The organism is Haloechinothrix halophila YIM 93223 (assembly GCF_000504245.1).
GTDB lineage: Bacteria > Actinomycetota > Actinomycetes > Mycobacteriales > Pseudonocardiaceae > Haloechinothrix_A > Haloechinothrix_A halophila.
Map to the genome: position 1 here is coordinate 2,252,502 of NZ_KI632509.1, position 23,347 is coordinate 2,275,848.

22 protein-coding genes are annotated in these 23,347 nt (G+C 70.9%); 9 read left to right on the forward strand and 13 right to left on the reverse strand.

The window, feature by feature from the left end; translation table 11 throughout:
* Positions 1-103 precede the first annotated feature (103 nt).
* Both bluB and AMYHA_RS10165 read right to left on the reverse strand, forming a co-directional pair.
* Positions 104-754, reverse strand: coding sequence for a 5,6-dimethylbenzimidazole synthase (gene bluB / locus AMYHA_RS10160; RefSeq protein WP_034276646.1), 651 nt, complete (start codon positions 752-754; stop codon positions 104-106).
* Between the two features lie 59 nt (positions 755-813).
* Complete coding sequence (locus tag AMYHA_RS10165; protein ID WP_407919883.1) at positions 814-1,551, reverse strand: cobalt-precorrin-6A reductase; 738 nt, start codon at positions 1,549-1,551, stop codon at positions 814-816.
* Between the two features lie 12 nt (positions 1,552-1,563).
* Between AMYHA_RS10165 and AMYHA_RS10170 the strand changes: the two genes are divergently transcribed.
* Positions 1,564-2,640: a cobalt-precorrin-5B (C(1))-methyltransferase gene (locus AMYHA_RS10170; RefSeq protein WP_034270366.1), complete on the forward strand. Its 1,077-nt coding sequence runs from the start codon at positions 1,564-1,566 to the stop codon at positions 2,638-2,640.
* Positions 2,641-2,646: 6 nt separating this feature from the next.
* On the opposite strand, the gene AMYHA_RS10175 is transcribed toward AMYHA_RS10170, so the two are convergent.
* From AMYHA_RS10175 to AMYHA_RS10195, 5 genes are all read right to left on the reverse strand, one after another.
* Positions 2,647-3,528 (reverse strand): hypothetical protein, encoded by an 882-nt coding sequence (locus tag AMYHA_RS10175; protein ID WP_034270369.1) that lies wholly within the window; start codon positions 3,526-3,528, stop codon positions 2,647-2,649.
* A 36-nt stretch (positions 3,529-3,564) separates the two neighbouring features.
* On the reverse strand, positions 3,565-4,536 hold the full coding sequence (locus tag AMYHA_RS10180; RefSeq protein WP_157361991.1) for an SDR family NAD(P)-dependent oxidoreductase: 972 nt from the start codon (positions 4,534-4,536) through the stop codon (positions 3,565-3,567).
* Positions 4,537-4,741: 205 nt separating this feature from the next.
* Entirely contained in the window at positions 4,742-5,548 is an 807-nt protein-coding gene (cobM, locus tag AMYHA_RS10185) for a precorrin-4 C(11)-methyltransferase (RefSeq protein ID WP_231104683.1), read from the reverse strand.
* Positions 5,549-5,616: 68 nt separating this feature from the next.
* A complete protein-coding gene (gene glpK, locus AMYHA_RS10190) occupies positions 5,617-7,131 on the reverse strand; it encodes a glycerol kinase GlpK (RefSeq protein WP_034270372.1) in 1,515 nt (504 codons plus the stop codon).
* A 50-nt stretch (positions 7,132-7,181) separates the two neighbouring features.
* On the reverse strand, positions 7,182-7,946 hold the full coding sequence (locus AMYHA_RS10195) for an IclR family transcriptional regulator (protein WP_034270374.1): 765 nt from the start codon (positions 7,944-7,946) through the stop codon (positions 7,182-7,184).
* Positions 7,947-8,189: 243 nt separating this feature from the next.
* On the opposite strand from AMYHA_RS10195, the gene AMYHA_RS10200 reads away from it, so the two are divergent.
* From AMYHA_RS10200 to AMYHA_RS10215, 4 genes are all read left to right on the forward strand, one after another.
* The gene (locus tag AMYHA_RS10200) at positions 8,190-8,993 is read left to right on the forward strand and encodes an MIP/aquaporin family protein (RefSeq protein WP_034270377.1); all 804 of its coding nucleotides are present in this window, start codon (positions 8,190-8,192) and stop codon (positions 8,991-8,993) included.
* Between the two features lie 64 nt (positions 8,994-9,057).
* A complete protein-coding gene (gene glpK, locus AMYHA_RS10205; RefSeq protein ID WP_034270380.1) occupies positions 9,058-10,578 on the forward strand; it encodes a glycerol kinase GlpK in 1,521 nt (506 codons plus the stop codon).
* A gap of 57 nt (positions 10,579-10,635) precedes the next feature.
* Positions 10,636-12,333 carry a glycerol-3-phosphate dehydrogenase/oxidase gene (locus tag AMYHA_RS10210; RefSeq protein WP_034270382.1) on the forward strand — a complete coding sequence of 566 codons (1,698 nt, stop codon included), beginning with the start codon at positions 10,636-10,638 and terminating at the stop codon, positions 12,331-12,333.
* Between the two features lie 71 nt (positions 12,334-12,404).
* Positions 12,405-13,199: an HAD-IIA family hydrolase gene (locus tag AMYHA_RS10215; protein ID WP_034270384.1), complete on the forward strand. Its 795-nt coding sequence runs from the start codon at positions 12,405-12,407 to the stop codon at positions 13,197-13,199.
* A gap of 195 nt (positions 13,200-13,394) precedes the next feature.
* Here the strand turns inward: AMYHA_RS10215 and cbiE are convergent, their stop codons facing one another.
* The gene (gene cbiE, locus AMYHA_RS10220) at positions 13,395-14,615 is read right to left on the reverse strand and encodes a precorrin-6y C5,15-methyltransferase (decarboxylating) subunit CbiE (protein ID WP_231104684.1); all 1,221 of its coding nucleotides are present in this window, start codon (positions 14,613-14,615) and stop codon (positions 13,395-13,397) included.
* 293 nt (positions 14,616-14,908) lie between these two features.
* Here cbiE and AMYHA_RS10225 point away from each other — a divergent pair, with 293 nt between their 5' ends.
* The 4 genes from AMYHA_RS10225 (at position 14,909) to cobC (ending at position 20,130) form a co-directional block, all read left to right on the forward strand.
* On the forward strand, positions 14,909-16,966 hold the full coding sequence (locus AMYHA_RS10225; protein WP_034270391.1) for a putative cobaltochelatase: 2,058 nt from the start codon (positions 14,909-14,911) through the stop codon (positions 16,964-16,966).
* Positions 16,966-17,580 (forward strand): cob(I)yrinic acid a,c-diamide adenosyltransferase, encoded by a 615-nt coding sequence (gene cobO, locus AMYHA_RS10230; protein ID WP_034270393.1) that lies wholly within the window; start codon positions 16,966-16,968, stop codon positions 17,578-17,580. The genes AMYHA_RS10225 and cobO overlap by 1 nt, the downstream gene beginning before the upstream one ends.
* A 68-nt stretch (positions 17,581-17,648) precedes the next feature.
* The gene (locus tag AMYHA_RS10235; RefSeq protein ID WP_084037572.1) at positions 17,649-19,025 is read left to right on the forward strand and encodes a cobyrinate a,c-diamide synthase; all 1,377 of its coding nucleotides are present in this window, start codon (positions 17,649-17,651) and stop codon (positions 19,023-19,025) included.
* A gap of 10 nt (positions 19,026-19,035) precedes the next feature.
* Positions 19,036-20,130: an Rv2231c family pyridoxal phosphate-dependent protein CobC gene (cobC, locus tag AMYHA_RS10240; RefSeq protein WP_084037043.1), complete on the forward strand. Its 1,095-nt coding sequence runs from the start codon at positions 19,036-19,038 to the stop codon at positions 20,128-20,130.
* Between the two features lie 47 nt (positions 20,131-20,177).
* On the opposite strand, the gene AMYHA_RS26960 is transcribed toward cobC, so the two are convergent.
* From AMYHA_RS26960 to cobU, 5 genes are all read right to left on the reverse strand, one after another.
* Complete coding sequence (locus AMYHA_RS26960; RefSeq protein ID WP_157361993.1) at positions 20,178-20,354, reverse strand: hypothetical protein; 177 nt, start codon at positions 20,352-20,354, stop codon at positions 20,178-20,180.
* Between the two features lie 85 nt (positions 20,355-20,439).
* Positions 20,440-20,583, reverse strand: coding sequence for a hypothetical protein (locus tag AMYHA_RS26965; RefSeq protein ID WP_157361995.1), 144 nt, complete (start codon positions 20,581-20,583; stop codon positions 20,440-20,442).
* A gap of 218 nt (positions 20,584-20,801) precedes the next feature.
* The gene (locus tag AMYHA_RS10245; protein ID WP_157361997.1) at positions 20,802-21,560 is read right to left on the reverse strand and encodes an adenosylcobinamide-GDP ribazoletransferase; all 759 of its coding nucleotides are present in this window, start codon (positions 21,558-21,560) and stop codon (positions 20,802-20,804) included.
* Positions 21,560-22,606, reverse strand: a complete 1,047-nt coding sequence (gene cobT, locus AMYHA_RS10250; protein WP_231104685.1) for a nicotinate-nucleotide--dimethylbenzimidazole phosphoribosyltransferase — start codon at positions 22,604-22,606, stop codon at positions 21,560-21,562. The genes AMYHA_RS10245 and cobT overlap by 1 nt, the downstream gene beginning before the upstream one ends.
* Before the next feature lie 19 nt (positions 22,607-22,625).
* Positions 22,626-23,270 carry a bifunctional adenosylcobinamide kinase/adenosylcobinamide-phosphate guanylyltransferase gene (gene cobU / locus AMYHA_RS10255; protein WP_169732917.1) on the reverse strand — a complete coding sequence of 215 codons (645 nt, stop codon included), beginning with the start codon at positions 23,268-23,270 and terminating at the stop codon, positions 22,626-22,628.
* Positions 23,271-23,347: the final 77 nt, after the last annotated feature.

Below are 23,347 nucleotides of genomic sequence, written 5' to 3' on the forward strand. Positions count from 1 at the left end.
ATGCGGGTTTTGTTGTGGGGTTCACCGAATCGAGTGGTGCCGCGTGCTCCCGACGGCGCTTCATCACCGCGGTGACGCCTGCCGACGTCGCCACACGCGCGGGTCAGCGCGCGCCGTAGCGCTCCCAGTGCAGCGCCTCGGTGAGCGGCTTGCGGCTCCGCCAGCCGTGCCGTTCCAGATCCGGTACCTGCTGCAACTTTCGCACCGGGCCAATGCACAGCCAGGCCACCGGGCGCACGCCTTCGGGTAGCCCGACCAGGTTGGCCAGGAACTCCTCGCGGTAGAAACTCACCCAGCCCACACCCAAGTTCTCCGCCGTCGCGGCCAGCCACAGGTTCTGGATCGCCAGGCACACCGAGTACAGGCCCGCGTCCGCGATCGCGTGCCTGCCCAGCACGGCGGGCGAGCCGCGCTCGGGGTCGTAGGTGACGACCACGCCGAGGCTGGACTCCAGGATGCCCTCGATCTTGATCTTGCGGAAGGTGTGGCCGCGCTCGCCGTCGAGCTGCGACTCGAACACCTCGCGCTCACTGAGCACGTGCTCCCGGAACTGGGTACGGGTGTCGGTATCAGACACGAGCACGAAGTCCCACGGCTGCGACATCCCCACGCTGGGTGCCGTGTGGGCCGCGCCGAGCACCCGCATGAGCACGTCGTCGTCGATCGGCTCCCCGGTGAACTCGGCGCGCACGTCACGCCTGCGTGCCAGCACGCGGTAGAACGCGTCCAGCTCGGGGGCGAGATCGGACTCCATGCCAGCCTCGGTACCGGACCCGGTGCCGGACTCGGTGCTGAACGCCGTGCCGTGCTCGGTCATGCCACCTCCAGTGCCCAGTGCAGGGCGTCGTCGACATCGGACACCGTGGGTGTGTCTGGCCGGGGTGGCCTGCGCACGATGACCGAGGGAATGCCGTGCCGCGCGGCCGCCGTCAGCTTCGCGGCGGTCATGCTGCCACCGCTGTCCTTGCTGACCAGAACGTCGATGCGATGCGTGCGCAGCAGCTCAAGCTCGCGGTCCACTGTGTACGGACCACGGTCAAGCAGTAGCTCGTGATACTGGGGCAGCGGCGCCTCCGGCGGGTCGACGCAGCGGATCAGGAACCACACCGCGTCGACGTCGGCGAAGGCGGCGAGGCCTTGCCTGCCGCTGGTGAGAAACGCTCGCTCGCCGAGGCTGGGCAGCAGCTCGGCCGCCTCCTCCAGGCTGTCCACCCAACGCCAGTCCGCGCCGTCCGGCTGGGTCCAGCCGGGACGTTCCAGCCGCAGCAGCGGCACTCCGGCACGTGCGGTCGCGGCGACAGCCGAGTCGGTGATCCGCGCGGCGAACGGGTGCGTGGCGTCCACCACCGCCCGGACGTCGTGCTTGGCCAGCCAGGCCGTGAGGCCGTCCGGCCCGCCGAAGCCACCGAGCCTGACCTCGCCTTCTGGCAGCCGGGGCCGTTCGACCCTGCCCGCCAGCGAGGACATCACGGCGACGCCTCGTGCGTGCAGGGCAGCCGCAAGCGCGCGGGCCTCGGACGTGCCACCGAGGATCAGGACGGGATAGCTCACACTGGACACACTATGGGAGAGCATCTGCGCTACGGCTGGACCACGGGTGCGTGTGCGACGGCCGCCACCACGGCGGCCTTCACCGCGCTGCTCACCGGCGAGTTCCCCGATCCGGTCGAGGTGGTGCTTCCCAAGAGCAAGCGGCCGACGTTCGCGCTGGCCACCGAACGATTGGACGGCGACGCCGCCAGCGCCGGGGTGATCAAGGACGCCGGTGACGACCCGGACGTCACGCACGGCGCGCTGATCGTGGCCACGGTGCGGCGGGGTGAGCCGGGCAGCGGTGTGACGTTCGCCGCCGGGAAAGGCGTGGGCACCGTCACCCGGCCCGGGCTGCCGCTCGACGTCGGGGAGCCAGCGATCAACCCGGTGCCGCGCAGGCTGATGCGCGAGGCCGTCGAGCGGGTCGCCGCAGCGCATGATGTCCCCGCGGACGTCGCCGTTGAGATCTCGATCGCGGACGGCGAGGAGCTGGCCCGCCACACCTGGAACCCGAGGCTCGGCATCCTCGGCGGGTTATCGGTACTCGGCACGACCGGGGTGGTGGTGCCGTATTCCTGCTCGGCGTGGATCGACAGCATCCGGCGTGGCGTGGACGTCGCCCGCGCGATGGGGGAGCGGCACGTGGCGGGCGCGGTGGGCAGCACGTCGGAGCAGGTCGTCGCCGAGCTGTACGGGCTTGACGAGAGCGCGCTGCTCGACATGGGCGACTTCGCGGGCGCGGTGCTCAAGTACATCCGCCGCCACCCGGTGCCGAGGCTGTCGATCGCGGGCGGGTTCGCCAAGATGTCCAAGCTCGCGGCGGGCTACCTTGACCTGCACTCCAAGCGCTCCCAAGTGGATCTCGCACTGTTGGCAGAGCTGGCCAGAGACGCGGGGCACGAGCCGCTCGCCGGGGAGATCGCCGCCGCGAACTCCGCGCTGCACGCGCTGGACCTGGCCGAAGCGGATGGGCTCGCGCTCGGTGGGCTGGTCGCGGAACGGGCGCGGCAGGCGGCGGCCGACGTGCTGGGCGACGCGCCGGTCGAGGTCGACATCGTGGTCATCGACCGAGCGGGCCGCATCGTCGGCCGCGCACCCCAGCCGTAAGCGCCGTCAGTCCAGCACGTCCTCGATCCGGGTGGCGGTGACCGCACGGCGAATCCAGGCATCGAGCTGGTCCAGGTCGGTGCACTCGGTGATGCGGGACTTGGCCTCCTCAGGCACGGCGATCTCGCGGGCATCCAGCACGGCGAGCAGTGCGTTGGCTTCGCCTTCGGCACGCCCGGCCTTCTCGCCCTCGGCCTTGCCCTGGCCGAAGTACTTCCTGGCGAAGTCGCTTTGGTATTCGTACTTTCGGGTGAGCAAGAGAGCCTCCAGGTGGTGTCGTGCCGCTTCCGGGAGCACCGAGAGCACGACGTCATGGTAGAGCGTGGCATGGTCTTCATCGACATGTTCCAGCGCCGCGATGAGGGCGCGGAACACCTTGTCCCGGTCCGGGTGAGTGCCGTGCGCCATCGCCGAGAGCACCACCAGCTCCGGCGCGTGCGGCGCGTCGTCGACGTCGGTGACGACCGGAACCTTGTCCGGGCCGAGGGCCAGCGGACGCAGCTCCCAGCCCGGATGGCCGACGTGAATGGGCGCAGCGCACCAACCCGCCGTGTCCGGATCGGCGCACAACACCAGCAGGATCGCCGGACAACGCAACCGAGCGTGCAGTGTCGTCAGGTACACCGGCCAGGTTCTGCGTTTGCGCTTGTCGCGTGCCAGCTGCACTTCGATGATCACCGCGAGTACCGCGGTTCCGTTGCGAGTGAGCACGACGACGGCGTCCGCCCGGTACTCGGTCGGCGCCAGGTCTGTCAGGTCACCGGAGTCGAGCCGCGCCTGCTCGAAGCGGGGCACCATGATGCCCAACGGCTCGGTGAGCAGCTCGGCTGCCAGCTCTGGCCGGTTGCGGAACAGTTCGATGAGGGCTTCGTGGGTGGTCGAGGGCACGACCCGACGCTAGAGCGAGCCGCCGACGAATCCGAGTCAGCGACCGGCTTCGGCGTCGAGGCACAATTGCCACAATTTGGCCCGTTGCTCGGCGTTTTCCCTGGTCCACGGCACGTAGTGGGTCGGCCGAGTCGCGCGGTCGTGCCAGAATTGCCCCGACGAATGGTCCACTCGCGCGGTGGCGGTCAGCCAGACAATGGTGTCCGCGCCCTGCTCATCGTCGCGTAGCAGCGGTCCGACGATCCGGTTGAACAGCGGCATCGATTCGGCGACCCCTGGCGTGTTCGCCCAGCCCGGATGCATCGCGTGCACCACGACGTCCGCGGCCGGAATGTGCTCGGCGAACAACTCGGTCAGCACCACCTGCATGCGCTTGGTCCTGGCGTAGGCGGTCGTCCCGTTGTACTCGCCCTCGCGGAACTCAGGATCGTCGACGCGCAGTCGCTGCGGATACATGCCACCCGATGCCACGAAGATGACGCGCCCCGGCGCCGCGGCCGACAGTGGCTCCCGCAGCGCCCGCGTCAGCACGAACGGCCCCAGCACGTGCGTGGCCAGCGCTGTCTCGTGCCGTTGTGCGGTGGTGGCGCGCTCGGCGGGCATCACGCCCGCGTTGTGGATCAGTGCGTGCAGCTCGGGAACCCGCTGCCGGAATTCCGCGGCGAACTCGGTGACCTGGTCGAGGTCGCTGACGTCGCACACCTCGACCTGCGCCTCCGCCGACGGCACCGCCTCGGCGATCCGGGCGAGGGTGCGCTCGGCCTTGTCCATGGACCGCACCACGAGGTGCACCCGCGCGCCCAGCTCGGCCAGCCGGACGGCGGTGGTGGCGCCAAGCCCCCTGCCAGCGCCGGTCACCAGCACCGCCTTGCCGCGCAAAGCGCCGGGACGCGGTTCGTCGTCCCAGTGCCTGCTGCGCAGCAGGTAGCCGATGCGGGAGTAGCCGGGCACGATGGCCCGGTCCAGCACCGTGTCGAACATGGTGCCGAGCGCTGTCGTCACGGTCACACCTACATCCTCCGCCTAGAGCCTCGTCACCGGAGTTCGGTGCCGGGTCTCAGCTGGATTGCCGTCGCGTGGCCAGAGCCGGCGACCGCCTCCCTGCTCGTAGTACCAAAAATTGTCGGTTTGGTCGGCCTCAGTTGGGCCTGCGAGCAGGGACCCTGATCAACAAGCCGACGCGCGGCGAGCAACCATTGCCGGCGGGTTCCCCTCACAGCGACCGGGGCTGCGTGCCGCGCTCCCGACCCGCCGAATACAGGAAGCTGTCCGGGAACGACTCCGCCGCGAGCACCTTGCCGACGAAGATCGTCGCCGCGCGGGTGATGTCGGCCTCGCGCACCAGCCTCGCGATCTCACCCAGCGTGCCGCGTACCACCCGCTCGGTCGGCTGGCTGGCGTTGGCGACCACGGCGACCGGGCAGTCGGCACCGTAGTGTGGCAGCAGCTCGTCGACGACCTGCTCGATCCGCCCGATCGCCAGGTGCAGCGCGAGCGTGGCGCCGCTGGCGGCGAACGTCGTCAAGTTCTCGCCATCAGGCATGCTCGTGGAGCGGGCCTGCGCCCGTGTGATCACCAGGCTCTGGCCGACCGTCGGCACGGTCAGTTCGCGCCCCAGCGTCGCGGCGGCGGCGGAGAACGCGGGCACCCCCGGCGTCACCGCGTACGGCACGCCAGCCGCGTCGAGCCTGCGCATCTGCTCGGCCACCGCGCTGTAGACGGCGGGGTCGCCGGAGCACAGCCGCGCGACGTCGTGTCCCTGCTCGGACGCGGCCACCAGCTCCGCGATGATCTCGTCAAGGGTCAGCTGTGCGGTGTCGATGGTGCGCGCGCCGTCCGGGCAGTGGGCGAGCAGGTCGGTGGGGGTGAGGCTGCCGGGGTAGAGGCACACCGGGCAGTGGGCAAGCAGGTCCCTGCCGCGCACGGTGATCAGGTCGGCCGCGCCCGGACCCGCGCCGATGAAGTGCACCGTCCCCTTGCCGGTGTCCTGCTGCCGCCCGTCGTCGCCCTGCGTTGTCACGGACACCATCGTGCCCCAACGAGGTGCCGCGCTCCGGCGGGGTGCGGGACGACGTGAGCCACAACGCCTCACACCGGACGTCGTGGCTGCGCCCAGCCGAACGTCAGCTCCACCGCCCGCTGCCAGTTTGCGTACTCCGCATCCCTGCGGCTGGCCTCCAGCTGCGGCAGCCATCGTGCCGCCAGGTGCCAGTTGCGCCGCAGCCCCTCCAGGTCGGGCCAGAACCCCACGCCGAGCCCCGCCGCGTAGGCCGCGCCCAGTGACACGGTCTCCGCCACGATGGGCCGCATGACCGGGACGTCGAGCACGTCGGCGATGAACTGCATCAGCAGGTGGTTGGCCGTCATACCGCCGTCGACCCGCAGCGTGGACGCCGTCAGCCCGGAGTCGGCGTTCATCGCGTCGACCACCTCGCGGGTCTGCCAGCCAGTCGCCTCGAGCACCGCTCGCGCCAGGTGTCCCTTGGTGATGTACGACGTCAGCCCGACGATGATGCCGCGTGCCTCGCTGTGCCAGTGCGGCGCGAACAGTCCGGAGAACGCGGGCACGATGTAGCAGCCACCATTGTCGTCGACCGTCCGCGCCAGGGTCTCGATCTCCGGCGCGCTGCCGATCAGCCCGAGGCTGTCGCGGATCCACTGCACCAGCGACCCAGTGACCGCGATCGGCCCTTCCAGCGCGTACACGGCTGGCTCGCCGCCGAGCTGATAACCGATGGTGGTGAGCAGGCCGTGGGTGGAGCGCACCAGCTCGCGTCCGGTGTTCATCAGCAGGAAACTGCCAGTGCCGTAGGTGCACTTGGTCTCGCCGCGCGCGAAGCAGGTTTGCCCGAACAGCGCCGCGTGCTGGTCACCGAGCGCCGCCGCGATCCGCAGCCCAGGCACCACCCGCTTGGTCCGCCCGAAGTCCGCTGTGGACGGCTTGATCTCCGGCAGCATCCGCTTCGGAATGTCGAAAAAGGACAGCAGCTCGTCGTCCCACGCCAGGGTGGCGAGGTTCATCAGCAGGGTGCGGCTGGCATTGGTGACGTCGGTGACGTGCTCCCCGCCGTCGACACCGCCGGTGAGGTTCCAGATCAGCCAGGTCTCCATGGTGCCGAACAGCACGTCGCCGCGTTCGGCGCGGTCCCGCAGTCCGGGGAGGTTGTCCAGCAGCCACCGCAGCCGGGGCGCGGCGAAGTAGGTGGCCAGTGGCAGCCCGCAGCGGTCGCGTACCGTCTCCGCGTCCGGTTTGCCCTCGAACTCCCGCACCAGCTCCTCGGTGCGGACGTCCTGCCACACGATCGCTCGCCCGACCGGCGTCCCTGTCCTGCGGTCCCACACCACGGTGGTCTCCCGCTGGTTCGCGATCCCCAGCGCCATGACCTGATCGGGGGAGATCCCGGCGTCGGCCAGCGCGCGGGGGACGATCCGATCGACGTTGCGCCAGATTTCAACGGCGTCCTGCTCCACCCAGCCGGGCTGCGGGAAGTACTGCTGCTGCTCGCGCTGCGCCACCGACACCAGCCGGGCGCGCTGGTCGAACAGGATGCACCGGGTCGAGGTGGTGCCCTGGTCGATCGACATCACATAGCGTTGCGTCATCGCGTGTCCCTCCCCATTACGCGACATCGTGGCGCGGCGCGCCAGTGCTGTCAGCGGCTCGCGCCGAGATCGCGCGACACCGCACGGGCGGCGTTACTGACGTGGGTAACCAGATCGGCCCTCGGCCGTAGTCCTCCGTCGCAGAGCCGGTCGGCGGGGCCGGTGATCCCGATCGCGCCGACGACGAGGCCGCCGTAGGAGCGGATGGGCGCGGCGATCCCTGCCTCGCCAGGCATGAACTCCTCCGCTTCCCCTGCCCAGCCTTGCTCCCTGACCTGGGCCAGCGCGCGAGTGAGCGCTGCCGCGTTGACGACGGTGCGCCGGGTGAGCGACGGCAGGTCGGAGCGCTGTGTCTCGGCCGCCAGATCGGCGTCGTAGGCGAGTAGCACCTTGCCGAGCGCGGTCGCGTGCAGCGGCAGCAACGTGCCGACGTCGAGGGTCTGCAGCGTGTCGTCCGGCCGGAAGACGTGGTGCACGACCATGACGTTGCCCTCGAGCGGCGTGCCGATCCGGACGGCCTCGCCGCTGCGCGCGGCCAGCGCGTCGGCCCAGTTGATCGCGCGGGACCGCAGCTCGTTGACGTCGAGGTAGCTGGTGCCGAGATGCAGTAGCGCCGCGCCGAGCTGGTACTTGCCGGTCGCGGCGTCCTGCTCGACGAAGCCGACGCCCTGCAACGTGCGGAGGATGCCGTGCGCCGTTCCCTTGGCGAGATCGAGCGACGCGGCGATCTCACCGACGCCGAGCCGTCCCGAGCCACGCGCGAGTAGCCGCAGGATGGCGGCTGCTCGTTCGATGGCTTGGACCGGACCCGGCATGCGTCGCAACGTATCCGGAAATTCGTGATTCGACAATGTCGAACGCTGGATGCCGGCGGTGTGACCAGCCTGTGCACGCCGGTGAGCTGTGTCATAGCAACCTCCACGATCGGTGGAGGCTAGCCACGTCTGATCGCGGCAGCCAGCGTTCCCGTTCAGCATTGTCGAACGACGACCGTAGAGCGCGACCGATCGCGTCCTTACCGTCTGAGCGCATCGCATTCCTGCAATGGAGGAGGGAACATGGATCTCGGCACGGTCTTCATGAGCGAAGTGCTCGGTACCGGCATGCTGATCCTGCTTGGCTCGGGCGTGGTCGCCAACGTGCTGCTGACCAAGTCCAAGGGCGTCGACGGCGGCTGGTTGCTGATCAACTTCGGCTGGGGCCTCGCGGTGATGGCCGGGGTGTTCGTGGCCTACCAATCGGGCGGCCACATCAACCCGGCGGTCACGTTCGGGATCCTGCTGAGCGGGGCGGAGGAGTACGCGGACGGCGTCGCCGTCAGCCTCGCGTCGACCGCGGTGTACATCAGCGGACAGCTGATCGGTGCGTTCCTGGGTGCGTGCGCCGCGTACCTGGCGTACAAGAACCATTTCGACGCCGATGAGGACGAGGAGAAGAAGCTCGCGGTGTTCGCGACCGGACCCGCGATCCGCGCCTACCGGTGGAACTTCCTCACCGAGGTGATCGGAACGTTCGTGCTGGTCATCGTGGTGCTGTCGTTCGCGGGCACGCCGCATGGGCTCGGCCCGGCCGCCGTCGCGCTGCTCGTCGTCGGCATCGGCGCCTCACTCGGCGGACCCACCGGCTACGCCATCAACCCGGCGCGCGACCTCGGCCCGCGCATCGCGCACGCGGTGCTGCCGACCGGCGCCAAGCACACGGAAGCGGCCGCCGCTCCCGCCACCGTCGCCGCGTCGGCGGGGCCGGGCACCGTGCGCACGCCACAGCGCAAGAACTCCGACTGGGCATACGCCTGGATCCCGGTACTGGGCCCGCTGGTCGGCGGTGGCCTTGCCGGACTGGCGTCCGCACTGTTGTTCTGAACAGCGCCCACGACTCACCGGCCACGACGACCAGCCAGCATCCCGTATCACTGAGAGGACGACGATGAGCGACTACATCGGCGCGATCGACCAGGGCACGACGAGCACCCGCTTCATGGTGTTCGACCACGGCGGCAACGAGATCGCCCGCCACCAGCTCGAACACGAGCAGATCCTGCCGCAGGCGGGGTGGGTGGAGCACAACCCGACCGAGATCTGGGAGCGCACCCGCGCGGTCATCCAGAGCACCCTCACCAAGGCCAAGCTCGACGCGAGCGACCTCGCGGCCATCGGCGTCACCAATCAGCGTGAAACCACGGTCGTGTGGAATCGCCGGACCGGGCGGCCGTACTGCAACGCGATCGTGTGGCAGGACACCCGCACCGACCGCATCGCCGCCGACCTGGAGCGCAACGGCCACGGTGACACCATCCGCCGCAAGGCGGGGTTGCCGCCCGCGACGTACTTCTCCGGCGGCAAGCTGCGCTGGATCTTCGACAACGTGCCCGGCGTGGCCGATGACGCCGAGCGTGGCGAGGCGCTGTTCGGCACGACCGACAGCTGGCTGCTGTGGAACCTCACCGGCGGCGTCGACGGCGGGGCGCACGTCACCGACGTCACCAACGCCAGCCGCACCATGCTGATGAACCTGGAGACCTGCGACTGGGACGTCGAGCTGCTGTCGATCTTCGGGGTGCCGCGCGCGATGCTGCCGCGCATCCTGCCGTCGTCCAACCCGGACTTCTACGGCACGACCCGCGCGGATGGGCCGTTCGGTGGCGAGATCCCGCTGGCAGGTGACCTCGGCGACCAGCAGGCCGCCACCGTCGGGCAGGTGTGCTTCCGGCCAGGAGAGGCGAAGAACACCTACGGCACGGGCAACTTCCTGCTGCTCAACACCGGTACCGAGATCGTGCGCTCGGAACACGGCCTGCTGACCACGGTCTGCTACCAGTTCGGCGATGCGAAGCCGACCTACGCGTTGGAAGGATCCATCGCGGTCACCGGATCAGCGGTGCAGTGGCTGCGCGACCAGCTCGGCATCATCTCCGGCGCCGAGCAGAGCGAGTCGCTCGCCAGCCAGGTCGAGGACAACGGCGGCGTGTACTTCGTGCCCGCGTTCTCCGGGCTGTTCGCGCCGTACTGGCGTTCGGACGCGCGCGGCGCGATTGTCGGACTGTCCCGATACAGCACCAACGCGCACGTCGCGCGGGCCACGCTGGAGTCCATTTGCTACCAGACCCGCGACGTCGTCGACGCGATGGCGGCTGACTCCGGCGTCACCCTCGACGTGCTGCGGGTCGACGGCGGCGTCACCGCGAACAGCCTGTGCATGCAGATCCAGGCCGACATCCTCGGGGTACCGGTGTCCCGGCCGGTGGTCGCGGAGACCACCGCTCTCGGCGCGGCGTACGCGGCGGGGCTGGCGGTCGGCTTCTGGCAGAACACCGACGAGCTGGAGCGGAACTGGAACGAGGACGTCCGCTGGCAGCCGACCTGGAGCGAACAGCAGCGCGAACGCGGCTACGGCCGGTGGAAGAAGGCTGTAGAGCGCACCCTCGACTGGATCGACGTCGACGAATAACGGGACCAGACGTGGCCCCGCCCGGTCACAGAGCTTGAATAGACGAGGAGAACCACAGTGTCCGTACGACTGGACCCGGCATACCGCGCCTCGGCGCTAGGCACACTCGGCGAGGACGAGCTCGATGTTCTGGTGATCGGCGGCGGCGTCGTCGGCGCGGGTGCCGCTCTCGACGCCGCGTCGCGTGGCCTGTCGGTCACGCTGGTCGAGGCGCGGGACTGGGCGGCGGGGACGTCGAGCCGGTCCAGCAAGCTGATCCACGGCGGGCTGCGCTACCTGGAGCAGCGCGACTTCGCGCTGGTGCGGGAGGCGTTGAAGGAACGCGGGTTGCTGCTGCATCGGCTCGCGCCACACCTGGTGCGGCCGGTGCCGTTCCTGTTCCCGCTGCGGCACAGGGTGTGGGAACGCGCGTACGTCGGCGCCGGGGTCGCGCTGTACGACACCCTCGGCGGTGCGCGTGCTCTGCCCGCGCACCGGCACCTGTCCCGGCGCGCGGCGCTTGACCTCGCGCCTTCACTGGACCCTGAGGCGCTGACCGGGGCGATCCGCTACTACGACGCCCAGGTCGACGACGCCAGGCACACCATGATGCTGGCCCGCACCGCCGCACAGCACGGCGCGACGGTGCTGACCCGGACCAAGGTCGTCGGCCTGCTGCGCGACGGCGCTCGCGTGGTCGGCGCGCGGGTTCGCGACGTCGAGTCCGGCGCGGAGTACGCGGTGCGCGCCCGCCGCGTCGTCAGCGCGACCGGGGTGTGGACCGACGAGATGCATCAGCTCACCGGGCTGCCGAGCCCGTTCAACGTGCGGATGTCCAAGGGCGTGCATCTCCTGGTGCGGCGCGATCGGATGCGGCTGGAGACGGGACTGATCACCACCACCGAGAAGAGTGTGCTGTTCGTCATCCCGTGGGGTGAGCACTGGATCATCGGCACCACGGACACCGAATGGACGCTGGACCGCGACCACCCAGCGGCAAGCAAGTCCGATGTGGACTACCTGCTCGATCGGGTCAACGCCGTCCTCCGTGAGCCGTTGACCACGGACGACATCGACGGCGTCTACGCGGGACTTCGCCCGCTGCTGTCCGGGGAGTCGGACGACACCGCTCAGCTCTCGCGGGAGCACGCGGTGGCGGAGCCCGCGCCGGGACTGTTCGTCATCGCGGGCGGCAAGTACACCACGTACCGGGTGATGGCCGCCGACGTCGTGGATGCCGCCGGGCGCGGGCTCGGCAAGGCGCTCGCGCCGTCGGTGACCGAGCAGCTGCCGATCCTGGGCGCGGTCGGCTACCACGAGCTGCGCGACGACAGGGAGAGCGTGGCGCAGCGCCATGGGCTCTCGGTGTCCACAGTGGAGCGACTGCTCGGTCGCTACGGCTCGGCGGTCACCGACCTGTTCGGGCTGATCGAGCGCGAACCGCGTCTCGCAGAGCCGATCCCCGGTGCCGAGGGCTACCTCAAGGCCGAGGCCGTTTACGCCGTCACTCATGAGGGGGCGTTGCACCTGGACGACATCCTCACGCGGCGGACGCGGATCTCCATCGAGGCACCGGACCGGGGACTCGCCGCCGCGGCCGAGGTCGCCCACCTGGTCGCACCGCACCTGAGCTGGGGGTCCGGTGCGTTGCGCCGGGAGGTGGCCTGCTACCGCGATCGGGTGCACGCCGAGCGCTCCGCACAGCAGGCCGTCGACGACGACGCCGCCAACGCAGCCCGGCTGACGGCACCGGACGTCGTGGCCGCGGCGACATAGGCGTGGGCAGGGGTAGCGGGCGACTGACCGCTGGGCGACGGATCGGGTGGCGACGGCCTACAGTCGGGGGCGTGAGTGAGCCCCGGTGGAGCTATCTGACCGATATGGACGGCGTGCTGGTGCGCGAGGATCACCTCGTGCCCGGTGCCGACGAGTTCCTGGCCGAGTTGCGTGGCAACGGGATTCCGTTCCTCGTGCTGACCAACAACTCGATCTACACGCCGCGCGACCTGCGTGCCCGGCTGTTGCGCACCGGCCTGGACGTGCCCGAGGAGTCGATCTGGACGTCCGCGCTGGCCACCGCGCAGTTCCTCGATTCGCAGCGGCCGAACGGCTCGGCGTTCGTGATCGGGGAGGCTGGACTGACGACGGCGCTGCACGCGGCCGGGTACGTCATGACCGATTCCGACCCGGACTACGTGGTGCTCGGCGAGACCCGCACGTACAGCTTCACCGCCATCACCAAGGCGGTGCGGCTGATCGAGGGTGGCGCGCGGTTCATCGCCACCAACCCGGACGCTACCGGCCCCAGCGTGGAGGGGTCGTTGCCCGCCACGGGGTCGGTGGCAGCGCTGATCGAGCGGGCCACCGGCGTGAAGCCGTACTTCGTCGGGAAGCCGAACCCGCTGATGATGCGCTCCGCGCTGAACAACCTCGGCGCGCACTCCGAGAGCACCGTGATGATCGGGGACAGGATGGACACCGATGTCCATGCCGGAGTGGAAGCCGGGCTGCAAACGGTGCTGGTGCTGTCCGGGATCTCAACCACGGAGTCAGCTGGCCGGTATCCCTACCGCCCGACGCTGATCCTCGACTCCGTGGCCGACCTTCTCGGCCGGACGAAGGACCCGTTCGACGGGCCGTAGCCGCGAGTCCCGCGTTCCGGGGCCGCGTGTTCCGACTTGCGGGAGCGCGTGTTCTGAGTTCTGGCGCTACGTGTTCCGACGTCGACGTCCGCGCGGCGCGGCTCGGTGCAACTCGCGCGGAATACGGTGCGGTTCGCGCCGGATACGGTGAAACTCGCGCGGAATACGGTGCGACTCGCGGAGAGGCGGGCGGCGCTAGCGCGTCACGCTCCACTGCGTCACCGTGCGGGCGGGCTGCCAGCCCGTGAAGCCGCCGAGGCCCGAGGCGTGCTCGACGGCGATGCGCGTCAGCTCGCCGCCGTGTTCCTGGTACGCTGCGGCGAGGGCGGCCTCGGACTCCAGCGTCACCCCATGCGCGACCAGCCGCCCACCAGGCGCGAGCCGCTGGATACACGTCGTCAGCACGCCGGGCGCACTCACCCCGCCGCCGACGAAGATCGCGTCGGGGGCCTCGTCGCGTGCCAGCACGTCAGGTGCCGCGCCCTCGACGACCTCCAGCTCCGGGACGCCGAGCCGTTCGGCGTTGCGCGTGACGCGCGCCGCACGATCGGGGTTGCGTTCGAACGCGACGGCCCGGGTCGACGGGTGCGCGCGTAGCCACTCGATGGCGACGCTGCCCGCGCCCGCGCCGACGTCCCACAGCAACTGCCCCGGCATGGGCGCCAACCGGGCGAGCGCGCTCGCCCGCAGGTCGCGCTTGGTGAGCTGGCCGTCGTGCTCGAATGCGTCGTCCGGCAACCCGCCGACCAGCGATAACGGCGTCGTGCTCCGGTCGGCGCGGCATTCGATCGCGAGGACGTTCAGCGGCGGGCTGTCGCCACCCGGCCAGGCGCTGGCAACACCGGTGACGCGCGATTCGTCGTCCGCGCCGAGGTCGGCCAGCACCGTGAGCGTGCTCGCGCCGTAGCCGCGCGCGGTGAGGACGTCGGCGACCCGTCCGGGAGTGGTGCCGTCGGAGGACAGCACCAGCAGTCGCGCGCCGGGCGCGAGCACGCGGGCGACGCGGTGCACGTTGCGGCCGACGGCGCTGATCACCTCGGTCTCCTCGAAGGACCAGCCGAGCCGCGCCCGCGCCAGCGTGACTGACGACACCGCTGGCAGCACCCGCACCCGCTCCGCACCGAGCATGCGGATCAGCGTGGTGCCGATCCCAGAAAGCAGCGGGTCGCCGCTGGCCAGCACGCACACGCGGCGTTCGGCATGCTCCGCGAGCAGCGCGTCGAGCTGGGGGAGCAGTGGGCTAGGCCACGGCACGCGCTTCGCGCCGGAGTCCGGGAGCAGCGCGAGCTGCCGGTCGCTGCCAAACAGCACCTCAGCCTCGGTCACGGCGGCGCGCGCCGGGGCGGACAGGCCGTCCCAGCCGTCCGCACCGATACCCACGACGTCGATCACGCCGCGTTGCTCCGCCAAAGCCACGTTCGCACGGTAACCGAGCAGGCAGCGCCCATCACGAACGGCGTGGTCGCGACGTCAGATGTCCCACAGACGGCGTTCGCGACACCATGCGCACCCCGCCGTGAGAGGTCGTGTGGGATGATGCCGTGTCGACGGCTGCCGAGGAACCCGGTGCGAGTCCGGGGCGGTCCCGCCACTGTCACCTGCCGTGCGCAGGGAGCCAGAACGTCGGTGGTCGTTGCCTGTGCCGGGGCTTTCCCGGACGGGCGAGGCTGAAGCGGACGTGGACATCCGCTGATAGCGAAGGAGCCTGTGTGCGACCGTTCCCCTTCACCGCCGTCGTCGGCATGGCAGACTTGCGCCTCGCGCTGGTGCTCTCCGCGGTCTCTCCCGCGGTGGGTGGCGTGCTGGTGCGTGGCGAGAAAGGCACCGCGAAGTCGACCATGGTCCGCGCGCTCGCGGGGCTGCTGCCCGGCGTGGACGCCGTCGACGCCTGCCGGTTCTCCTGCGATCCGGCCGCGCCCGACCCGGCCTGCCCTGACGGCCCGCACCCGGCGGGCGCGGCATCGCACCACCGTCCTGCGCGGCTGGTCGAGCTGCCGGTCGGCGCCGCCGAGGACCGCGTCGTCGGCTCGCTGAACCTGGAACGCGCACTGGGCGAAGGCGTCACCGACTACCAGCCAGGGTTGCTCGCCTCGGCGCATCGCGGCCTGCTCTACGTCGACGAGGTCAACCTGCTGCACGATCACCTGGTCGACGTCCTGCTCGACGCGGCGGCTATGGGCCGCGCGACGGTGGAGCGCGAGGGCGTGTCCATCTCACACGCCGCCCGGTTCGTGCTGATCGGCACGATGAACCCCGAAGAGGGCGAGCTCCGCCCGCAGCTGCTCGACCGGTTCGGCCTGACCGTCGAGGTGGCCAGCAGCCGGGACGCCGCCGAGCGCGTCGAGGTCGTCAAGCGCCGCATGGCCTACGAGTCCGACCCGGACGGCTTCGCCGCGCACTACGCCGACGACGAGGCCGCGCTCGCCGACCGCATCGCCGAGGCCAAGCGGCTGCTGCCCGAGGTGGTGCTGTCCGACGACGCGCTGCTGCAGATCGCCGAGGTCTGCGCCACGTTCGAAGTGGACGGCATGCGCGCCGACATCGTCACCGCCCGCACCGCGGTCGCGCACGCAGCCTGGGCGGGCCGCACCGACGTGACCACCGAGGACGTCAGGGTCGCCGCACGGCTGGCGCTGCCGCACCGCCGTAGGCGCAACCCGTTCGACGCGCCCGGCATCGAGGAGGACCAGCTCGACCAGGCACTGAGCACCCACGACAACCACGCCGACGGCCCCGAGGACGACGGCCCGGATGGCCCGGACGCCGACGGCCCCGAGGACGACGGCCCGGATGGCCCGGACGATGACGGCCCCGGCTCAGGTTCGGCACCTCCGGATGAACAGCCCAGCCCCAACGGCGACGCGAGCGGCAACGGCCAGAGCAGCAGCCCGCAGAGCGGCACCAACGACGACTCCGACGATTCCGAGGGGCAGCGGGAACGCACCGTCGGTGCGGGTAGTCCGTACCGGGCGCGGTTGCTGTCCATCTCTGGCAATGGCGCAGGCGAGCTTGGCAAACGCTCCCGCGCGATCACCGAGTCCGGCCGCACCATCGGCGCGCTGCCGTCCGGGGTGCGCTCCGGCTCCGCCCACCTGGTCGCCACGCTGCATGCCGCCGCCCCGCACCAAGCGGCGCGCGGTGGCATCGGGGGCAGGCCGCGCATCGAGGCCCGCGACCTGCGCTACGCGCTGCGGGAGGGCCGCGAGGGCAACCTCGTGCTGTTCTGTGTCGACGCGTCCGGCTCCATGGGCGCGCGCGAGCGGATGCGCGAGGTCAAGTCCGCCGTGCTGTCGCTGCTACTGGACGCCTACCAGCGCCGCGACAAGGTCGGCATGGTCTCCTTCCGCAGGGGCGAGGCCGACCTGGTGCTACCCCCGACGACCAGCGTGGAGGCCGCGGCCAAGCGGCTGGAGGAGTTGCCGACCGGTGGCAGGACTCCGCTGGCCGAGGGGCTGCTCAAGGCGGGTGACGCTCTGCGCGTTGAGGCACTGCGTGACCCGAAGCGCAGGCCGCTGCTCGTCGTCGTCACCGATGGCAGGGCGACCCACGGCCCCGACCCGGTCGCCCGCTCGCATGCGGCTGCCGGGTTGCTCGCCAACAATGGCATCGCCAGTGTCGTCATGGACTGCGAGACCGGCAGGATGCGCCTCGGGCTCGCGGGCGAGCTGGCACAACGGCTCGGCGGGGAGCACGTGCCGCTCGGCGAGGTCGCCGCAGACACGCTTGCCGGAGAAGTCCGCGTTCGCACGATGGGAAGGGCAGCCTGATGCCGAAAGGACAGCCAGACGTCGTCCCCAACGACGGCTTGACCACGCGGCAGCGCCGCAACCGGCCGATCTTCGCGGTGCACACCGGCCCGATGAAGGGCAAGTCGACTGCCGCGTTCGGCATGGCGATGCGGGCATGGAACCAGGGCTGGTCGATCGGTGTATTCCAGTTCGTCAAGTCCGCCAAGTGGCGCGTCGGCGAGGAGTCCGCGTTGCGTGCGCTCGGCGAGGTGCACGAGAACACCGGCCAGGGCGGTCCGGTCGAGTGGCACAAGATGGGCGCGGGCTGGAGCTGGTCGCGTAAGAAGGGCACCGAACAGGACCACGCCGCCGACGCGCGCGAGGGCTGGGAGGAGATCAAGCGCAGGATCGCCGCCCAGCAGCACGACTTCTACGTGCTGGACGAGTTCAGCTACATCCTGCACTGGGGCTGGGTGGACGTCGATGACGTTGTCAAGACGATCAGCGAGCGCGAGGGTCGCCAGCACGTGATCATCACCGGCCGCAACGCCCCGGACACGCTGATCGACGCCGCCGACCTCGTGGTGGAGATGACCAAGGTCAAGCACCCCATGGACGCCGGTCAGAAGGGGCAGCGGGGGATCGAGTGGTGACCGTCCCAGGGGTCGTGAGTGCTGATCAGACTTCTAACTCGGATCAGCACTCACGACGGGTGCCCCGGCTGGTGATCGCCGCGCCCGCGTCCGGCAACGGCAAGACGACCGTGGCCACCGGGCTGATGGCGGCGCTGCGGGCGTCCGGGCTGGACGTCTCCGGCCATAAGGTCGGCCCGGACTACATCGACCCGAGCTACCACGCGCTCGCGACCGGACGTCCCGGCCGCAACCTCGACCCGTACCTGCAGGCCGAGGAGCGGGTGGTGCCACTGTTCCTGCACGGCGCGGCCGGGGCTGACATCGCCGTGGTCGAGGGCGTGATGGGACTGTTCGACGGCGCGCTCGGCAGCGAGGGCTTCGCGTCGACCGCGCATGTCGCACGGCTGATCGACGCGCCGGTGGTGCTGGTCGTCGACGCGAGTGCCGCGGGCCGCAGCGCCGCCGCGATGGTGCACGGCTTCGCCAGCTACGACCCCGACGTGACGCTGGCCGGGGTGATCCTGAACAAGGTCGGTTCCGAGCGGCACGAGACCGAACTGCGGTCCGCGATCGAAGGGCTCGGCATCCCGGTGCTCGGCGCGCTGCACCGCACCGAGGGAATTCACGCACCGAGCAGGCACCTCGGGCTGGTGCCGGTCGGGGAGCGGGAACGCGAGGCCACCACGATGCTGGATCGGCTGCGCGCCTGGGTGACCGAGGGCGTCGACCTGGACGCGGTGCGCCGAGTGGCCGCCGCCGCACCACCGCTGCTTGGCGTGCCATGGGAGCCGGGCGCCGCACTCGGCGTCGCCGGCACTGCCGGTGGCCCGGTGGTCGCCGCCGCTGGCGGGCGGGCGTTCACGTTCCGCTATGCCGAGAACATCGAGTTGCTCACCGCGGCTGGCGTGGCGGTCGTCGACGTCGATCCCGCCGTCGACGAGCGGCTGCCCGATGGCTGCGCCGGGTTGTACTTCGGTGGCGGGTTCCCCGAGATGCACGCCGACGACCTGTCCGCGAACGAGTCGCTGCGGGCCGAGGTCGCGGGTGCCGCGGCGCGCGGGCTGCCGGTGGTGGCAGAGTGCGCCGGGCTGACCTACCTGTGCCGGGAGCTGGACGGGCTGCCGATGGCTGGCGTGCTGGATGCCACCGCCGCGATGACACCGAAGCGTACGCTGGGCTACCGGACGGCACGGGCCGTCGGCGACAGCGTGCTCGCCAGCGCGGGCGACACCGTGACTGGGCACGAGTTCCACCGCACGGTCGTCACCCCCGCGCAGGGCAGGCAGGCGGCCTGGCGGTTCCACGGCAGGCACGAGGGCACCGTGGAAGGCTTCGTCACCGGCCCGACCGGGGTGCACGCCTCGTACCTGCACATCCACTGGGCGGGCCACCCCGCGCTGGCGAGCAGGTTCGCGGCCAGTGCGACGGCGGCCGTCCGTGCCCAGCGAGCGAGCACAGCGTGATGGACGGTGTATGACTGACGACCAGCCCGGCCCTGGACCCGATGGTCCGTTCGACCCCGGCTCTAGTGGCCCGAGCGACGGCCACGACCTGCGCCACCACGGCGACGCCGACATCGCGCCCGGCTTGGTCGACCTCGCCGTCAACGTGCGGCTGCCGTCGCCGCCACCGTGGCTCCGCGAACGGATCGCCGCGTGCCTCGGTGACCTCGCGGCGTATCCGGACGACAAGGAAGCCGCCACAGCGGTCGCCGCCCGGCACGGGCGCGCGCTGGATGAGGTGCTGGTCACTTCCGGCGCCGCAGAGGCGTTCTCGCTGCTGGCGCACGCGCTACGGCCGAAACACGCGGTGATCGTGCACCCGCAGTTCACCGAGCCCGAGGTAGCGCTGCGCGGTGCCGGACACACGGTGAGCCGGGTGTTGACGTCCGCCGACGACGGCTTCCGGCTCAACCCGCACGCCGTGCCGGAGTCAGCCGATCTGGTGATGGTGGGGAATCCGACGAACCCGACTTCGGTGCTGCATCCGGCGAAGACGCTGCGGGCGCTGTGCCGCCCCGGCAGGGTGCTCGTGGTGGACGAGGCGTTCGCCGATGCCATCCCCGGCGAGCCGGAGAGCCTCGCGGGCGAGCGGCTGAACGGGGTGGTCGTGGTGCGCAGCCTGACCAAGACGTGGGGCATCGCCGGGCTCCGCGCCGGCTACGTGCTGGGCGACTCCACGCTGGTGGCGCGGCTCCGGGCCGTGCAGCCACCGTGGTCGGTGTCGACACCCGCCGCTGTCGCGGTGACCGCCTGCTGCGGCGCGGAGGCGGCATTGGAGTCCGATGGGCTGGCCGCCCGTGCCGAGCGGGACCGCACGGTGCTTGTCGACGGTCTGCGCGAGCTGGGCGTCACGGTGGCCGGACGTCCCAGAGCGCCGTTCGTGCTGGTCATCGTGCCGGACGGCGAGAAGGTGCGGCTGCGGCTCCGCGAACTGGGCTACGCGGTGCGCCGGGGCGACACCTTCCCCGGGCTGTCGACCGACTGGCTGCGCATCGCCGTCCGCGACCCGCACACGAGCAGGGGATTCCTGGACGCGCTCCGCCAGGCGCTCTCCGACGTCGGTTGACGCGCCGCGGCGGCTGACGCAGCGCGGCATGTGGCACGAACTAGCCGTTACGCGGAGCGGCGGAACAGCCCGCGGATCTTGCGCCACATGCGGCGGCGGAACTCGCGCGAACGCTCGGCGCGCTCGTCCTCACGGGCCGCCCGCATCTCCTGCTCAGCCACGAAGGCCTTCGCACTGTGCTCATCCCTGGTGCGCACCCAGTGGCCGTTGCCGGGACCAACCATGTCGCTCTACCCCCTCTTCGTGCGAGCGCTACTCATCGGCACGGTAGCAACCCGGGCGGCTGAAATGCGAATGACGAGTTGACGACTACGTACGAGCAAGGGCGAAGGCGTGGTCGGCACCCGCGGATGCCGTCGTCACCATGCCGGATACGAGTACTCCGGCGATAATGGAGATGACCAACCTGCCGAGCAGACTCCTTCTCGTGGGTAGAAATCGATACTTCCGCATGCCGCTCTCCCGTGAGCAACCGCCAGCTTCGGTCCGGCCCGGGGCCAGTCCTGCCCGGGCTACTGGCGCTGTCCAGTATTCGAAGAGAGTTGTCGCGGCATTACGTGTTTGTGATCTTTATCGGGTAACTTGAGGTACTTGTATGGACTTTGTCGTCATCTTGCTCATGCTGGCCCTCTGCTTGCTGGATGCCGCTGGCCAACGGGAAGCCTGACGCCTCACGCCGCCAGCGCCAGCAGCGCACCCAGCGTCGCGGCTTCGACGCACGCGCCGAGGACGTCACCGGTGATGCCGCCGAGCCGCCGCACGCACCGCCACAGCAGCGCGCCGGACGCCACCAGCGCGAGCAGTACCGCGAGCACGCCCCGCCATGGCGCCAGCCCAGCTGCGACGCCAGCCAGCGCGGCCAGCGCAGCGCCGATAGTCAGCGCGAGCCCGACCTGCCACATCGGCGTCGACCCGGCCACCGCCGCGCCGAGTCCGCCCGGTCGTGCGGCTGGCACCATCCGCAGACAGCACATCCCGAGCACCAGCCGTCCCGCCAGCACCCCCACGGCGGCGGCGAACACCCCGTGATCGGCCGCGATCGCCCCGGTGAGCGCCGCGATTTGGCCGAGCAGCACCAGCACCACGGTCGCCATACCCATCGGCCCGACATCACCCTTACGCATGACGTCCAGGGCCCGCTCTCGGTCGTAGGACGCGCCGAGCCCGTCGGCGGTGTCAGCGAGCCCGTCCAGGTGCATGCCGCGCGTGCCGAGAGCCAGCGACCCCACCACGAGCACCGCCGTCACCAGCGGCGGCAGGCCCACGACGTCGGCGCCAAACACCACCGCACAGGCCAGTACCGCTAGCGGCAGCGCCGCGAGCGGTGCCAGCAGCATCGCCTTGCGCGCGACGTCGGTGTCGACCTGGCGCGGCGGTGGCACCGGGATGGCGGTCAGCGTGCCGACGGCCAGCCGCAGCGCATCGCCCATCAGGCCGGATCGGGCGGCGCGATGTCGGCAAGCAAGCCCATCTCGGCGATGATCGCCCGCGCCGCCCGCAGCGTTGGCACCGCCTGTACCGCGCCGCTGCCTTCGCCGAGTCGCAGCCCGAAGTCCAGGATCGGCTCCAGCCCGAGCGACTTGAGCGCGTAGGCCTGCGACGGCTCGGTCGAGCGGTGCCCTGCCAGCCACCACTGCGCCGCGTCCGGGGCGATGTCGGCGGCGACGACGGCCGCCGCGCAGGAGAACACGCCGTCCAGCAGTACCGGCACGCCGCGTACCGCGCCCTGCACCAAGAAGCCCGCCGTCGCCGCCGCGCACGCGCTGCCCAGCGCGGTCAGCAGCTCGAATGGCTCGGCTGTCCGATCGCCCGCGCGAGCGAGCGCCGCCTCGACCACCTCGACCTTGCGAGCGCGGCCTTCGTCGTCCACCCCGGTGCCGGTGCCGGTGACGTCCTCGGCTGGCAGGCCGAGCGCACCCGCCACCAGCGTGGCGGCCACGGTGCTGTTGCCGATGCCCATGTCGCCGGGGATCAGCAGGTCAGCGCCACTGTCACACTCGGCGTCCGCGATCGCGCGCCCGGCGTCGAACGCGCGGCGCGCCTCGCCCGGGTTCAGCGCGTCGGTGGTGTCGATCGAGCCGGAGCCGCGCCGGATCTTGTGCTCCCGCACCTCGGCGGGGACGTCGTCCAGATCGGCGTCCACTCCGATGTCGACCACACGCACGTCCGCGCCGACCTGCCGAGCCAGGACGTTCACCCCACTCACGCCGGACAGGAACACCCGCACCATCGCCGCCGTGATCTCGGCCGGATACGCCGACACCTGCGACGCCGTGACGCCGTGGTCGCCTGCGAACACCACCACTCGCACGTTCTCGATCGGGCGCGGCGGAACCTCGCCGTGCGCCGCGCTCAGCCACGCGGCCAGTTCCTCCAGCTTGCCCAGCGAGCCGAGTGGCTTGACCAGGCCATCAAGGCGCTGCTGTGCCGCGTCGCGGGCGGCCGCGTCGGGGGTGGGGATCGCGAATTCGCTCACCAGTGGTTCCTTTCGCATCTCAGCTCGGCGCGATCGGTGCCGACAGTTCCAGCGCTCGACCAGCGACAACGAGCACGACGGCGTCGGTGGCATCGGCCACCCGCCGGTTCAGCAGGCCGAGCTCGTCCCGGAACAGCCTGCCCGCGGGGGTTGACGGCACGATACCGCTGCCGACCTCGTTGCTGACCAGCACGACCGGCGCCGGTGCGGTGCGCAGCGCGTCCACCAGGTCCGAGATGGTGGCCTCGGTGCGGTCGCGCCAGCCGTCGGTGTTGTGCCAGGCACCGGTCTCATCGCAGATCCGCGCGAACCAGGTGGCGAGGCAGTCGACAAGCACAGGAGCGTTGGCGGTGCGCACTACGCTCGCGATGTCGAGGGTCTCGACGGTGTGCCAGTGCCGTGACCTGCGCTCCCGGTGTTTGCGGACCCGTTCGGCCCAGTCTGGGTCGGAATCCGAGGGCGGTTGGCCGGTTGCGACGTAGACGACCTCGGTCTCGTCGGCGAGCAGATGCTCGGCGTACTGCGACTTGCCGGATCGCGCGCCGCCGAGCACAAGCGTGGTGTTCGGGCGCCGTGACGCGCTGCCTGCGGTGAGCTCATCGAGCACACGCATGCCCGTGCGGTACACGGTGCGCAGCGCGGTCATCGGGGTCGGCAGGAACATGCCGGTCATTCTCGCAGCGCTGGCTGGGGACGCGCCGCCGGTGTGGGAGTTACCACGTCTCTCCGTCGTCGTGCGTG

Bases quoted from the DNA above. Each gene is read 5' to 3' on its own strand.
- bluB (WP_034276646.1), bottom strand. From the start codon at position 754: ATGGAGTCCGATCTCGCCCCCGAGCTGGACGCGTTCTACCGCGTGCTG.
- AMYHA_RS10170 (WP_034270366.1), top strand. From the start codon at position 1,564: ATGGGAGAGCATCTGCGCTACGGCTGGACCACGGGTGCGTGTGCGACG.
- glpK (WP_034270372.1), bottom strand. From the start codon at position 7,131: ATGACGCAACGCTATGTGATGTCGATCGACCAGGGCACCACCTCGACC.
- AMYHA_RS10195 (WP_034270374.1), bottom strand. From the start codon at position 7,946: ATGCCGGGTCCGGTCCAAGCCATCGAACGAGCAGCCGCCATCCTGCGG.
- AMYHA_RS10200 (WP_034270377.1), top strand. From the start codon at position 8,190: ATGGATCTCGGCACGGTCTTCATGAGCGAAGTGCTCGGTACCGGCATG.
- glpK (WP_034270380.1), top strand. From the start codon at position 9,058: ATGAGCGACTACATCGGCGCGATCGACCAGGGCACGACGAGCACCCGC.
- cobO (WP_034270393.1), top strand. From the start codon at position 16,966: ATGCCGAAAGGACAGCCAGACGTCGTCCCCAACGACGGCTTGACCACG.
- cobC (WP_084037043.1), top strand. From the start codon at position 19,036: ATGACTGACGACCAGCCCGGCCCTGGACCCGATGGTCCGTTCGACCCC.
- AMYHA_RS26960 (WP_157361993.1), bottom strand. From the start codon at position 20,354: ATGGTTGGTCCCGGCAACGGCCACTGGGTGCGCACCAGGGATGAGCAC.
- AMYHA_RS26965 (WP_157361995.1), bottom strand. From the start codon at position 20,583: ATGCGGAAGTATCGATTTCTACCCACGAGAAGGAGTCTGCTCGGCAGG.
- AMYHA_RS10245 (WP_157361997.1), bottom strand. From the start codon at position 21,560: ATGGGCGATGCGCTGCGGCTGGCCGTCGGCACGCTGACCGCCATCCCG.
- cobU (WP_169732917.1), bottom strand. From the start codon at position 23,270: ATGTTCCTGCCGACCCCGATGACCGCGCTGCGCACCGTGTACCGCACG.